This is a genomic window from Streptomyces sp. TAA040, from assembly GCF_000424845.1.
In genome coordinates, this window is the sequence record NZ_AUKR01000011.1 from 139,479 (window position 1) to 152,979 (window position 13,501).

The 13,501-nt window shown below is 71.2% G+C and carries 12 protein-coding genes, 1 tRNA gene and 1 pseudogene; 5 read left to right on the forward strand and 9 right to left on the reverse strand.

Annotated elements, in window-relative coordinates; genetic code table 11:
- Positions 1-19 precede the first annotated feature (19 nt).
- Positions 20-1,030, reverse strand: coding sequence for an endonuclease III (nth, locus tag H300_RS26435; protein WP_037980028.1), 1,011 nt, complete (start codon positions 1,028-1,030; stop codon positions 20-22).
- A gap of 344 nt (positions 1,031-1,374) precedes the next feature.
- Between nth and H300_RS0111725 the strand changes: the two genes are divergently transcribed.
- The 3 genes from H300_RS0111725 (at position 1,375) to H300_RS0111735 (ending at position 4,387) form a co-directional block, all read left to right on the forward strand.
- Positions 1,375-2,049 (forward strand): Crp/Fnr family transcriptional regulator, encoded by a 675-nt coding sequence (locus H300_RS0111725; RefSeq protein ID WP_028427577.1) that lies wholly within the window; start codon positions 1,375-1,377, stop codon positions 2,047-2,049.
- A gap of 267 nt (positions 2,050-2,316) precedes the next feature.
- Positions 2,317-3,975, forward strand: coding sequence for a catalase (locus H300_RS0111730; RefSeq protein WP_028427578.1), 1,659 nt, complete (start codon positions 2,317-2,319; stop codon positions 3,973-3,975).
- 106 nt (positions 3,976-4,081) lie between these two features.
- Positions 4,082-4,387 carry a hypothetical protein gene (locus H300_RS0111735; RefSeq protein WP_028427579.1) on the forward strand — a complete coding sequence of 102 codons (306 nt, stop codon included), beginning with the start codon at positions 4,082-4,084 and terminating at the stop codon, positions 4,385-4,387.
- A 17-nt stretch (positions 4,388-4,404) separates the two neighbouring features.
- Here H300_RS0111735 and H300_RS0111740 read toward each other — a convergent pair whose 3' ends face one another.
- Together H300_RS0111740 and H300_RS26440 are read right to left on the reverse strand one after the other, a co-directional pair.
- Positions 4,405-5,238: an MBL fold metallo-hydrolase gene (locus tag H300_RS0111740; RefSeq protein WP_028427580.1), complete on the reverse strand. Its 834-nt coding sequence runs from the start codon at positions 5,236-5,238 to the stop codon at positions 4,405-4,407.
- Entirely contained in the window at positions 5,235-6,209 is a 975-nt protein-coding gene (locus H300_RS26440) for an NUDIX hydrolase (RefSeq protein WP_486583708.1), read from the reverse strand. Before H300_RS26440 ends, H300_RS0111740 begins: the two co-directional genes overlap by 4 nt.
- A 306-nt stretch (positions 6,210-6,515) precedes the next feature.
- Here H300_RS26440 and H300_RS26445 point away from each other — a divergent pair, with 306 nt between their 5' ends.
- Complete coding sequence (locus H300_RS26445) at positions 6,516-7,043, forward strand: ATP-binding protein (protein ID WP_078515919.1); 528 nt, start codon at positions 6,516-6,518, stop codon at positions 7,041-7,043.
- 60 nt (positions 7,044-7,103) lie between these two features.
- Here H300_RS26445 and H300_RS26450 read toward each other — a convergent pair whose 3' ends face one another.
- The 6 genes and pseudogenes from H300_RS26450 to H300_RS26460 form a co-directional block, all read right to left on the reverse strand.
- Entirely contained in the window at positions 7,104-7,391 is a 288-nt protein-coding gene (locus H300_RS26450) for an SCO4225 family membrane protein (RefSeq protein WP_051269963.1), read from the reverse strand.
- A gap of 659 nt (positions 7,392-8,050) precedes the next feature.
- Positions 8,051-8,836 (reverse strand): hypothetical protein, encoded by a 786-nt coding sequence (locus H300_RS0111765; RefSeq protein WP_051269964.1) that lies wholly within the window; start codon positions 8,834-8,836, stop codon positions 8,051-8,053.
- Positions 8,837-8,958: 122 nt separating this feature from the next.
- Positions 8,959-9,648, reverse strand: coding sequence for a DUF488 family protein, N3 subclade (locus H300_RS0111770; RefSeq protein ID WP_028427582.1), 690 nt, complete (start codon positions 9,646-9,648; stop codon positions 8,959-8,961).
- Positions 9,649-9,890: 242 nt separating this feature from the next.
- A tRNA-Pro gene (locus H300_RS0111775) sits at positions 9,891-9,964 on the reverse strand.
- Between the two features lie 170 nt (positions 9,965-10,134).
- Positions 10,135-11,079, reverse strand: coding sequence for a metallophosphoesterase (locus H300_RS0111780; protein WP_028427583.1), 945 nt, complete (start codon positions 11,077-11,079; stop codon positions 10,135-10,137).
- Positions 11,080-11,234: 155 nt separating this feature from the next.
- A pseudogene (locus H300_RS26460) lies at positions 11,235-12,489 on the reverse strand (IS110 family RNA-guided transposase).
- A gap of 524 nt (positions 12,490-13,013) precedes the next feature.
- Between H300_RS26460 and H300_RS0111790 the strand changes: the two are divergent.
- Positions 13,014-13,478: a GatB/YqeY domain-containing protein gene (locus H300_RS0111790; protein WP_028427584.1), complete on the forward strand. Its 465-nt coding sequence runs from the start codon at positions 13,014-13,016 to the stop codon at positions 13,476-13,478.
- Positions 13,479-13,501: the final 23 nt, after the last annotated feature.

The following is a 13,501-nucleotide window of genomic DNA, read 5'->3' on the forward strand; positions in this document are numbered from 1 at the left end:
GAGGCCCTCCGCGGGCCTCTCACCGGGCGCCCAGCGGCGGTGCCGGCTGCCCGGGGTAGTCCGGCGGCGGTTTCAGCCGCTGCCCCGGCATGCCGCCCATCTCGTACTTGAGTAGCTTCGCCGCCTTCTCCGGGTCGGTCTCGCCCTCGCCGTACGCGGGGCAGAGGTCGGCGATCGGGCAGGCTCCGCAGGCCGGTTTCCGGGAGTGGCAGACACGGCGGCCGTGGAAGATCGTCCGGTGCGAGAACATCGTCCACTCGTCCTCCGGCACGATCCCGGCGATCTCCGCCTCGACCTTCTCCGGGTCCGTCTGCGCCGTGAGACCCCAACGGCGGACGAGCCGGCCGAAGTGGGTGTCCACGGTCAGCCCCGGCATGCCGAAGGCGTTGCCGAGCACGACGAAAGCCGTCTTCCGGCCCACACCGGGAAGCGTGACCATGTCCTCCAGCCGACCCGGCACCTCTCCGTCGAACCGGTCCCGCAGAGCCGCGGAGAGGCCGAGCAGCGACTTGGTCTTGTTGCGGAAGAAGCCGGTCGGCCGGATCAGCTCCTCCAGCTTCTCCGGATCCGCCGCCGCCATGTCTTCCGGCGTGGGGTAGGCGGCGAAGAGGGCGGGGGTGGTCTGGTTGACCCGCAGGTCCGTGGTCTGCGCGGAGAGCACCGTGGCGACGAGCAGCTCGAAGGGGTTCTCGAAGTCGAGCTCCGGGTGCGCGTAGGAGTAGACCTCGGCGAGCTCCTCGTTCAGGCGGCGTGCCCGCTCGACCCGCACCTGCCGGGACCCCAGCCCCGCGCCCCCCGCCACCGTCTTCTTCGCGGCCGTCTTCTTCGCGGCCGTCTTCTTCGCGGCCGTCTTCTTCGCGGCCGTCTCCCCGCTCGTGGTCGCCTTCGGCGGGGCGGTTGCCATCCCGGCGGCTGCCTTCCTCGGCGGGGTGGAGGGCTTCTTCTCCTCGGCCGGGGTCTTCTCCGCGCCGGCCTTCTCGACGGCGGTCCACTCGTCCTTGGGTGCCGTCCCGCTGGGTTCTTCGGTCACTGCCTGCTCCGCCGCTCTCCTCGTCAGCTGCCCGGCAGCAGCCGACTGCCTACCGTGGTCCACCCGACCGGCCGAGGCGCCTCTGTTCGCCCAGGGCGAAATACCCGCTTCCGTCACCCGCTCGGCCCCCTTTTCAGGTGCTCTCACCGGGGTAGTGGACACTCGGCAAGCGTACGGGGGACGACCGCCGTTCGCCCCGTCCGTGGTCGATTGGCAGACCAATCGGCGCCCTGCCGCTTCCCGTACTCGCGAGGTGAGTCAAACTTGTGACTGATCGCACTGTTTCGAACGTCCGGCATCATGGGGGCGACAACCCTGTGGGCAGGTCGACAAGGAGAGAACTCGTGGACGACGTTCTGCGGCGCGCCCCGCTGTTCGCGGCGCTCGATGAGGAGCAGGCGGCTGAGTTGCGTGCCTCCATGTCGGAGACGACGCTGGCCCGCGGCGAGGCCCTGTTCCACGAAGGGGACCCCGGTGACCGGCTCTACGTGGTGACCGAGGGCAAGGTGAAGCTGCACCGCACCTCCCCGGACGGACGGGAGAACATGCTCGCCGTCCTGGGACCGGGCGAGCTGATCGGCGAGCTCTCCCTGTTCGACCCGGGCCCGCGTACCGCCACCGGGAGCGCGCTGACCGAGGTCAAACTGCTCGGACTCGGGCACGGCGACCTCCAGCCCTGGCTGAGCATCCGGCCCGAGGTCGCCACCGCGCTACTGCGTGCGGTGGCACGGCGGCTCCGCCGCACCAACGACTCGATGTCCGACCTGGTCTTCTCCGACGTGCCCGGCCGAGTGGCGAAGGCGCTCCTGGACCTGTCGCGGCGCTTCGGCGTGCAGTCCGAGGAAGGCATCCACGTCGTGCACGACCTCACACAGGAGGAGCTGGCCCAGTTGGTCGGCGCCTCCCGGGAGACCGTGAACAAGGCGCTCGCCGACTTCGCCGGACGGGGCTGGCTGCGGCTCGAGGCCCGTGCGGTGATCCTGCTGGACGTCGAGCGGCTCGCCAAGCGCTCGCGCTGACCGCCGCGCCGGCAGGCGCAGCACCCGGCACCCACGACGGCCGGCCCGGGACACGCGGGCCGGCCGTCGCTTTCGCCGCGCCCGGGACGCGTCGCCGGCCGGGAATCCCGCCGCGCGAAGCATCACCGACGCCCGAACCGGGTACTGCGTCCCCCTTGTGGGCCCTTGTGGGCCCTTGCAGTCCATTGCAGTGCACACGGGGGCATAAGGGTCATGTCAGTGCGGCGCGGCGAAGCGCGCCCCCGAGCGTCGAAGGAAACAGGAGCCGTGACAGACGTAGCGAGCCAGGGCCCGGCACCGGACGACGACCGGCCGGAGCTCACCAACCGGCAGGGCCACCCGGTGTACGACAACCAGAACCAGCGCACGGTGGGCGAGCGCGGCCCCGCGACGCTGGAGAACTACCAGTTCCTGGAGAAGATCAGCCACTTCGACCGGGAACGGATCCCGGAGCGGGTGGTGCACGCCCGCGGGGTGACCTCGTACGGCTTCTTCGAGTCGTACGGAGCCTGGGGCGACGAGCCCATCAGCCGGTACACCCGGGCCAAGCTGTTCCAGGAGCGCGGCAAGCGCACCGACGTGGCGGTCCGCTTCTCGACCGTGATCGGCGGCCGGGACTCCTCCGAAGCGGCACGGGACCCCCGCGGCTTCGCGGTGAAGTTCTACACCGAGGACGGCAACTGGGACCTGGTCGGCAACAACCTCGGCGTCTTCTTCATCCGGGATGCCATCAAGTTCCCGGACGTCATCCACTCGCTCAAGCCGGACCCCGTCTCGCACGAGCAGAAGCCGGCCCGGATCTTCGACTTCATGTCGCAGACCCCGGAGTCGATGCACATGCTCGTGAACCTCTTCAGCCCGCGCGGCATCCCCGCCGACTACCGCCACATGCAGGGCTTCGGGGTCAACACCTACAAGTGGGTCGACGCATCGGGGCGGACCGTCCTGGTGAAGTACCACTGGCTTCCCAAGCAGGGCGTGCGCAGCATGACCGAGGAGGACGCCGCCAACGTCCAGGCCGGCGAGCTCGGCCACGCGACGAAGGACCTGTACGAGGCGATCCGGCGTGAGGAGTTCCCCGAGTGGGAGCTGGTCGTCCAGATGATGGACGACCGCGACCACCCGGAGCTGGACTTCGACCCGCTGGACGACACGAAGACCTGGCCCGAGGAGCAGTTCCCACCGAAACCGGTCGGCCGGATGGTGCTCGACCGCACGGTGGACAACTACTTCGCCGAGAACGAGCAGATCTCCTTCGGCACCGGGGTACTGGTCGACGGCCTCGACTTCTCCGACGACAAGATGCTGGTCGGACGCACCTTCTCGTACAGCGACACCCAGCGGTACCGGGTCGGCCCGAACTACCTCCAGCTGCCGGTGAACAGCGCCAAGAACGCCCGGGTCCGCACCAATCAGCGCGACGGCCAGATGACCTACGGCGTGGACGAGGCGGGCGACAACCCGGAGGTCAACTACGAGCCCTCGATCACCGGCGGTCTGCACGAGGCCCGGTACCCCACGCACGACGAGCAGGGGCCGGAGATCAACGGCCGGCTGACCAGGAAGCGGATCTCCCGCACCAACGACTACCTGCAGGCAGGTCAGCGCTACCTCCTGATGGAGGACTGGGAGCGGGACGACCTGGTGGCCAACTTCGTCGACCTGGTCGGCCAGTGCGACCGGGCGGTGCAGGAGCGGATGGTCTGGCACTTCCTGCTGGTGGAGAACGACCTCGGCCTGCGCGTGGGCGAGGGACTCGGCGTCCGCCCCGCGGACGTCACCCACCTGGAGCCGCTGGCGAGCCAGGACCTCTCGGAAGAGGACCGCAAGCGCCTCTCCCGGCTCGGTGACAACCCGCCGCGGGACGTCTCCGGGCTCACCATGACGCACTGCGTGCCGAACGGGCGGCAGGTGGTCGGTCGCTGACCGGCGGAATGCCCCGCCCGTGCCGCGGCGCCTCCCTCGGGGCGCCGCGGCACTCCCGGCCACCCGGACGCGCATGACGGGCCACGGCTGAGGGAAGCGAGCACACATGGCAGGAACGAAGCGCTACGCGGTCGCCGCCTCCGGGCAGTGGGTGGACGCCGAGGACGGCCGCCGACTGCCCGCCGGCGAGGTGCACGCCTGGGAACAGGGCCGCAACGAGACAGTGTGCGGACTGGCTCTGAGCCGCTCGCAGCTCGGCAGGTTCCCGCACATCGCCTGGACGGACGCCCTGCCGGACTCCGGTGGCGCCGCCGACCGGGTGCAGCGCATCTGCCCGCGCTGCGCCTCCGTCGCGGGGCGCCGCGGCGAGGAGGCGCGCCCCCGCTGGCAGCGCACCAACCCGCGGCCGTGACCCCGGCCGGGCGGGCCCTACCGGGTGAGGCCGTGCTCGCGGAGGTAGTCGAGCTGGGCCTGCACCGACTGCTCGGCGGCCGGCCAGAGCACACGGTCCACGTCGGAGTAGACGTGCGCGACCACCTCGGCCGCCGTCCGGTAGCCGATCTCCACCGCAGTCTCCACCTGGGCGAGCCGCTTGGCCCGGTGCACCAGGTAGTAGTCGACGGCTCCGCGGGGGTCGTCCAGGACCGGACCGTGCCCGGGCAGTATCGTGCGAACCCCTTCCTCGACGACGAGGGCCCGCAGGCGCCGCAGCGAGTCCAGGTAGTCGCCCAGGCGACCGTCCGGATGCGCCACGACGGTGGTGCCGCTCCCCAGCACGGTGTCGCCGCTGAGCAGCGCGGCGTCCGCCGGCAGGTGGAAGCAGAGCGAGTCGTGGGTGTGGCCCGGTGTCGGCACCACCCACATCTCCAACCCGCCGACGGTGACCACGTCCCCCGCGACCAGGCCGTCCGCGCCGAGCCGCAGCGCCGGGTCCAGGGCCCGCACCGGGGAGCCGGTCAGCTCGGCGAACCGGGCGGCGCCCTCCGCGTGGTCGGCGTGGCCGTGGGTGAGCAGGGTCATGCCGACCCGCTTCCCGGCGCGTTCCGCGGTGGCGATCACCTCCCGCAGATGTCCCTCGTCCAACGGGCCGGGGTCCACGACCACCGCCGTCTCCGCGTCCGGCTCGGCGACGATCCAGGTGTTCGTGCCCTGGAGCGTCATCGGTGACGGGTTGGGCGCCAGTACGCAGTACGTACGGGTGGTGGCGGGCCCCCCGAGCGCTCCTTCGCGCGGGTTCCCGGGCGGGGCGGCAGCGTTCGTCATGGCTGGTCGATCCTCTTCTCGAACTCGTCGTGTCCCGGCCAGGTCAGCACGATCTCACCGTCCTCCAGACGCGCTCGCGCCAGCACCGGGGTGAGATCCTGGTCCCCGGCTGCGGCCAGCGCGGCCGCAACGTCCGGCAAGGGGGCCAGTTGCCGCAGCGTGGCGATCGTCGGCGGCATCATCAGCAGTTCGCCCCGGTCGTAGCCGGCCGCGGCGTCGGCCGGGCGCGCCCACACCGTGCGGTCGGCCTCCGTCGTCGCGTGCCGGGTGCGCTGCCCCGCCGGGAGGGCGGCGACGAAGAACCAGGTGTCGTAGCGGCGCTCCTCGAACTCCGGGGTGATCCAGCGGGCCCAGGCGCCCAGCAGGTCGCTGCGCAGCACCAGCGAGCGGCGCTGGAGAAAGTCGGCGAAGGACAGCTCGCGGTCCACCAGCGCCGCCCGGTCTGCCTCCCAGTCGTCACCGGTGGTGTCCGCGACGACCGCGTCGGCGTCCGTACTCGCAAGCAGCACGCCCGCCTCCTCGAACGTCTCCCGCACCGCCGCGCAGACCACCGCCTGCGCCTCCGCGGCCGGCAGCGCGAGCCGGTCGGCCCACGCCTCGCGGGAGGGACCGGCCCAGCGCACCGGCATCTCGTCCCGCGGGTCCACCCGGCCGCCCGGGTACGCGTACGCCCCGGCGGCGAAGGCCATCGACGCGCTGCGGCGCAGCAGGTGCACCGACGGCCCGCCCCCGGAGCTCCCTGCGGCGCCGTCGGGAGTGTCGGGGGCGCCGGGAGTTCCTTCGCCAAGAGCGTCGCGGAGCAGCATGACCGTCGCCGCCCGGCGCGGGCGGACCGGCGTCAGCTCACCGCGGGACAGGGCGCGTATGCGATCCGGCCACTGCGGCGGGTACCACTGCCCACCGGGCCGGACGCGCTGCCGGCTCTCCCGTGGCCCGTCCGCCGCGTCGCCCGGCCGTCCGTTCTTCGACATGGCCGGATCGTACGGCCAGGCGCCACGATGTTCGAGAGCGCACCCCCGCCGTAGCCCGGCGCCGAGGCCGGGCCACCGGCTCGGCCGCGGCGGGTGCACACCGCGCATCAACCTGCCGGCTCGGCCGCGGGGCTGAACGCTGCCGCCTGTGCGCCCGTATCCCACCGTGGAGGGTGTCGCGGACAGAGCGGAAGGCACGCCGGTCCGCACCCGGCCCGGCGCTCCCCACCGCTGCGCGCGGTGGTGCCGGCGGACACCCGGGCGGCGTTGGCCGGACTGCGACGGCACCGGTGAGGAGTGGCGCGGATGGACGACGTCAGTGACGGTGAGCGCACGGGGGCGGAACCGGTCCGCGAGGCGCTGGGGGCGATGACCCTGTACCCGCGTCCGGAATCGGTGCCGCAGGCACGCCGCTGGTTCCGGAAGTTCCTGGCCCCGAACGGCCTCGTCCGCCCGCTGGACGACTGCCTGCTGATGCTGTCCGAACTCGTCACCAACGCCGTCCTGCACGGGCGGGCGCCACACCCGTGGCGGGTGCGAGTGGAGTGGTGGCGGCAGGGGCAGGCGCTCGGCGTGGAGGTGCACAGCCCCGGGCCACCCGAGGCGGTCCTGCTGCGCGCAGCAGGCGGCCACGACCCGAACGGTCGTGGCCTGCACCTGGTGGAGGCACTCGCGGACTCCTGGTCCGTCGGCCCCAGCCGCTACGGCGGCAACGCCGTCACCTTCACACTCGCGGACGCCTGGCCACCCGCGCCCCCGAGGGCCGGTTCGGGCGCCCCCGGCCCGGCCCCGGCGCCACCGTCGTTCCACGAGCCCGGGGAGGTGCCCCTGTGAAGCGCGCCGTCCGGCGGCCCCTGGCCCGCACCGGCCTGTCCCTCCTCCGGGCCGACCGCCTCACGCCCGGCTCGTGTCCTTCCGCAGCGCGTGGACCACCCGGCCGAGGAGGAACGCGTTCAGCAGGCCGGCAATCGCGATGCAGAGCACGAGCACAACGGCGGGCGCCTCGGGCATCGCCGTGATGACGAGGCTGGTCGGCAGGGTGGCGAGCACGGGCCAGACACCGGCGAACGAGGCGTCCTGGTGCTCGACCAGGGTGGAGTCGACGATCACCCACACCAGCAGCCCGAGGACGACGGCGAGGTAGATCCTGGACGCCCCATTGTTCGACCTTGCGCGGTCCACTCAGCGCAGCAGCCCCGACGCTGCGTCCGCCGTCGTGTCCGTCCATCGCTTCTTCTCGTACCCGTGTTCGATTCCCGCCCCCGACCACTGGAGAATCACAGCAGTTCGGGGACAGAGCATGAGTACCCGTACTCAACGCCCGCTCACAGCCCCCCTCCCGCCCGTCTTCGCCATCGCCCCGGCGCCCCGGGACCCCACCGATTCATCCGGCAGCGGGGAGCAGGTCGCCCCCGGAGCGGCAGTCCCGACAGCGTCCGGGACGTGGCGCGCAGAACGCTCGCTCACAGCCGTCACAGGTCTGGAAGGGCAACACGACCGGCCGAGAGACAGCGGCAGTCGTGGTCGGCTGCGGGACGGGCAGCGGCGCCTCCCGCAGCCGGAAAGCCAGGATGCCTGCTGGGCGGGCACGAAACCGGTCCGGGAGCCCTGCGGTGAGCAACTCGGTGATCCGGGGCACCTCGACGCCGGCGGCGAGCCATCGGACGACGGCCGGTGCGAGCCGGGTGGCTTCCGCCCCGGACAGGATCAGCCGGGGGTCCACCCGGGGCAGGGCCGCGAGTAAGACCACGGCTCGCGGGTCGGCGTCGGCGAGGGCGTAGGGACGGCGGCTGGGCCACCGGTGAGGCTGGCCCACTGGGCAGTGCCCTGAGTCATCACCCTCACAGGTCGAACAGGCTCTCTTGGAAGTTCTCGACGACATCCCGTCGCGGGTAGAACAGGCCCAGCAGCAGGAAAGTCTTGGGGCGGGCCGCGACGTTCCCGACGAAGCAGTGCACGGCCTTCTCCGGAGTGACCATCCGATCGAACCAGCGCTCGCGAAGCTTCTCCTCCACGCCGTCCTTCCCGTAGTGGCGAACGAACTTGCGGTACGACTCGCCCGCCTCCCAGTCCCTCAGCCCCATGTCGTGACCACCGCACTCCCGATCCGCGCATCGGAAGCTGTACCGGAACTCAAGGGGCACCCACTCCAGCTGGCGAAGGTCCTGCGCGAGTAGATCCAACTGATCAGCCAGTGCCGCCTTTGAAGCTGGCCAGGGCTCAGCAGGAGCGAAGCGGAAGCCGGTGAACTCTTCTGGGCGGAAGACACCAAGCGACGTCCCTCGCCGTTCCTGGTCCCGCTTTATGGAGCACAAGGACGGTGCCACGAGGGACTGAACATGCGAGAAGCGTTCGCGCCAGCCGTCCGCTGTCCCGAGGCGCTCGATGACCTTGAGGGTCTGCAGGTTGGGGCGCAAGCTCTCGGGACGGTGGTCCCCAGGGTGTCGCTGCACGTCGACCTCGACGATCGAGTACTTGGCGAACTGGCTATCTTCGTTCAGTAACCGGAACGGAACCGGGAAAAGCCGCACATGCTGGGGCGTTCCCTGGTCGAGCCGTATGCCGGCCACGCAGCTCGTCTCGTGGTACTTCGCGGACAGTTCCGGATAGGTCTTGACCGTGATCATGATCCGTGCGCGCTCTCGACTCCCCGATCCCATGGTTGCCCCCTCCATAGATCTCCCGATCTGGTGATTGGAGGAGAGGCATGCGATGCAGGCAAGAGCGCGTGCAGGAGCGAGGGGTGAAGTCAGGCCAGGGGAATTACCGGCACGGCGGCTCGCTTGCGAACCGTCTCGAGGACGACTTGCCGGTGGCAGCGGCTCTCGTCCTTCTCGAAGCACAACACTGCCACCCGCGACTGCTGGGCATGCCCCGCGAGGCGGTCAAGGTCGGCCTGTGCCTCCTCGGACCGCAACAGGCCACGGAAGCGCGCGCGTCCCACCTCGACCCGGCCGTCCCAAAAGGGCTCCCGGTTGTCCTTCGGATTGCCCAGGCCACGCAGGTGCGTGTACTCGATACCGGCCTCCGCCAGGGCATCTCCGAGGCGGGTCTTGCTGAAGCCCTTCTTGCGACTGATCGGTGTGAGCCGTACATCCGCCACGACACCGATGTGGCTGTCGACGAGCGCGGCGACGAACGAGTCGATGTCCCGCCCTTCGTATCCGGCGGACCAAAGGCCGGGTGTGACAGCCGGGACCTGGGTCGCCCGGAACAGATCGTCGAGAGCGACCGCAAGAGCCTCGGCCACCGAGCCAACGGTCAGGAAACCTGGCTGGATCGCTCCCCCGCTCTCCAAGCGGCCCAGCGTTCCGACGGCGATGCCTGCCTCCATTGCCAGCCGTTCCCGCGTCCACCCACGGTCTTCCCTTAACGCACGTACCCGCTGGGCGAGCGCACGGGCCCGGTCGTGAGAAGGAGCTGAGCGACGACCTGCCATATGCGGTGTTCCTAACGACCGTTGGGGCGGCCCGCACGGGTGTTCCTGGTCAGCTACGAGCCCGGATTCGCGAATGCGCAGGTCATCGGGCGCGCGAGCGCCGCTCTTCCTGCGGCACTGGAGACTGTTCCTGGGAGAAGCCGACCAAGATCTTCTCCCAGAATTCTCCCAAACGATCTCCAGGAACCCGTCAGGGGCCTGATCCACTTACTGGATCAGGCCCCTGACCTGGTACTTCACTGTCGGGGTGGCGGGATTTGAACCCACGACCTCTTCGTCCCGAACGAAGCGCGCTACCAAGCTGCGCCACACCCCGAAGCAACGAGCATTACCTTAGCCCACCTGCGGCCTCATGCGAAATCCGGTTCCCGACCGCTCACGGGCGGTGCTGCCGGTGGCCTCGGAGCAGCCCGGGGAGGGGCCGGAGAGGCGCTCCGCAGGGCCGGTCCGACATCCGCCGGGAGGGGCGGGGGCCGGCTGGCGGGGTCAGAGGGCGGCGGGGGCCGGGGTGCGCTCGGTGAGGGTGAGCAGGGTCGCCTCGGGGGGGCAGGCGAACCGGACGGGGGTGTAGCGGTTGGCGCCGCAGCCCGCGGAGACGTGCAGGTAGGCGCGGTGACCGTCGGTTCGGTGGGCGGACAGGCCCCGAGCCCGTTCGGTGTCCAGATCGCAGTTGGTGACCAGGGCTCCGTAGTAGGGGATGCGCAGTTGGCCGCCGTGGGTGTGGCCGGCCAGGATCAGCGGGTACCCGTCGGCGGTGAACGCGTCGAGGACGCGGAGGTAGGGAGCGTGGACAACGGCGAGGGAGAAGTCGGCGTTCGACTCCGGACCGCCGGCGACCTCGTCGTAGCGGTCGCGCTTGATGTGAGGGTCGTCCAGGCCGGTGAGCGCGATCTCGCCGCTCTCCAGTTTGAGTCGTCCTCGGGTGTTCGTGAGGCCGACCCAGCCGGCCTCGTCGAAGGCGTCGCGCATCGGCTCCCACGGGTTGTGGACGGCGCCGACGACGGGTGCGTTGCCGTTGAGGCCGTGCCGGCCGCTCGCCTTCTCCAGCAGGTAGCGGGCGGGGTTGCGTCGCTTGGGGCCGTAGTAGTCGTTGGAGCCGAAGACGTACGCCCCGGGGAACTCCACGAGCGGCCCGAGCGCGTCGAGCACCTCGGGCACCGCCTCGGGGTCGGACAGGTTGTCGCCGGTGTTGACGACGAAGTCGGGTCGCAGACCCGCCAGGGAGTGGAGCCAGCGCTGCTTCCTGAGCTGGCCGCTGACCATATGGATGTCGGAGACCTGGAGGACCCGCATCGGACGCATACCGGTCGGCAGGACCGGCACGGTGACGCGTCGCAGGCGGAACGCGCGGGGCTCCACCACCGCCGCGTAGCCGAGGCCGGCCGCGCCAAGTGCCGTGAGAGCCAGGGGAAGTCCGTATCGCGCACGCATCCGTCCATCGTCGCAGAGTCGGGGGGCGTGCACAGCCCGGACCCCGCCGGGTAACAGCCTCGCGCGCCGCCCGGGAGACCGGGCCGCCGGAGTTGCGCACGGGACGGCTCGGGGAGAGTCCGGGAGGGGCCCGGGGGGTGCCTCTATGTTTTTCGTCAAGTCGAGGCTGGCCGTTGTGGGTGGTTTCGTTGTGGTTGTGCGGCGAGGGTGATGGTGGGGGTTCGGGGTTCGTAGTAGGTGCCGTCTCGGAGCATGGCGAACGGGACGCTGATGCGTTGGCGGGCGAGGCGGAGGAGGGCTTGGGTGTGGGTTTTGCCGCTGGCGCGGTGCTTGTCGTAGTAGGTGCGTGAGGCTGGGTCGGCGTTCATGCAGGCGAAGGCGGAGAGGAGCATGGCCCGCTTGAGCTGCCGGTTTCCGCCCCGGGGTGCGTGTGCGCCGTGGACCGAGGTGCCGGACGATTTCGTGGTGGACGCGAGACCGGCGTAGGAGGCGAGGTGGGTGGCGGTGGGGGAGTTGGTGCCGTCGCCGATGGTGGCCAGCAGGACTGCGGCGGTCCTGACGCCGACGCCGGGCATCGAGGTCAGGACCGGGGAAAGAGGGTGAGCCTCCAGCAGAGTGGTGATCTGGGCTTCCAGGACCCGGCGCTGTTCATGGACGGCGCCGAGCGAGCGGGCCAGCGACGGGATGACCGTGTCCAGGGTGTCGGTCCCGGGCACGGTGACGGTCTGCTCGTCGAGGGCGTCGAAGACGTCGTCGATCAGTCGGGCGGCCATGCGCGGGGCCTTGGGCCGGATGAGCTCGACGAGTCTGCGGCGGCCGGCTTTGCGCAGGGCGGCCGGGGGATGCGTGGTGCTCCAGGAGCCAGGTGACGGCCCGGTGGTCCAGGCGCGGGCCGAGGACGCGTTCCAGGCTGGGGTGGAACTGGGTGAGCAGGCCGCGTATCCGGTTGCTGGTGCGGGTGGCCTCGGCGGCGAGGTCCTGATCGAAGCCGACCAGGACGGTCAGCTCGGCGGTGATCTCGTCGGTGAGTTCCAGCGCGCGCAGGGTGTGGGGCAGGGTGCGGGCGGCGTCCGCGATCACCGCGGCGTCCTTGGCGTCGGTCTTCGCCTCCCCCGGGTAGAGGTCGGCGATCCGGCGCATGGCCAGGCCGGGCAGGTAGGCAACGCGGCAGCCGGCATCACGGGCCACGGCCAGAGGCAGGGCGCCGATGGAGGCGGGCTGGTCCACGACCACCAGGACGGTACCGAACTTCGCGGCCAGCTTGTCGAAGACGGCCCCCAGTTTCGGCTCGCTGTCGGGCAGCCGCTTGTCGAAGACCTTCTTCCCGGCCGGAGTCAGCCCGTGCCCGTGATGGGCACTCTTCCCGACGTCCAGGCCCAGGAACACCCCTACGTCTTCGGTGTCGAACATCGCGCCCTCCCCGGGGGTTGGCGGTGCCGGCCCCGGCAGTGGTGTCATGCGCGCGCATCCACGTTATACAGACCTGCCGCCCGCGAACTGCCCGGCATTGCGCCGGACCGGACGGTAGCCAGACCTCTCATCAGCGTCTCCGACGACACCCCCAGGCCCGGTGACACCACCCCCCAGGTCATGCCTTCGACAGGGGGACACAGTCATGCCGGGCCCGGAGGCCAGCGGCCCTCTTGCAGGACCACGAAAAAACATAACGGGGGAGCGCTCACGGCCGAGGGGCCCCGGCGGGGGGCCGAAGGGGCCCTTCGGAAACCCGGCGGAAGGGCGTGCAGGGCGGCGGGAGGACCAGGGCCCGCCGGACGCCGGGCAGGACCGTGCGGCCTGACGCGGCCCTGCGGGATGCCGGCCGGGGGGCAGCGGGCGACGGGACACGGTGGACGGGTGGGTACGGGCCCGGGAGCGGGGCAGCGGCGGGATTCCGCCGGTACGGGGACAGCGGGGACGCTGGCAGACTGAACCGCATGACAACGCTCAAGTCCAAGCTGCAGGACGACCTGACGGCAGCGATCAGGGCGCGCGACGAGTTGCGCTCCTCCACCCTCCGGCTCACCCTCACCGCCGTCCAGAAGGAGGAGGTCGCGGGAACCGAGGCGCGCGAGTTGTCGGACGCCGAGGTCGAGACGCTCATCGCCCGCGAGGCGAAGAAGCGCCGGGAGGCCGCCGAGGCATTCGCGGGCGGCGGTCGTACGGAGTCGGCCGAGCGGGAGCGCGCGGAGGGCGAGGTGCTGGCCGAGTACCTGCCGAAGCCACTGACGGACGGGGAGCTGGACGCACTGGTCGCGGAGGCGGTCGGGGAGGCGAAGGCCGCGGGTGCCGAGGGGCCGCGTGCGATGGGCGCGGTGATGAAGAGCGTGAACCCGCGGATCGCGGGTCGGGCCGACGGCGGCCGGGTGGCGGCGGCGGTGAAGCGGGCGCTGGCCGGCTGAGCCGTCGCGTCACCGTGCACGTA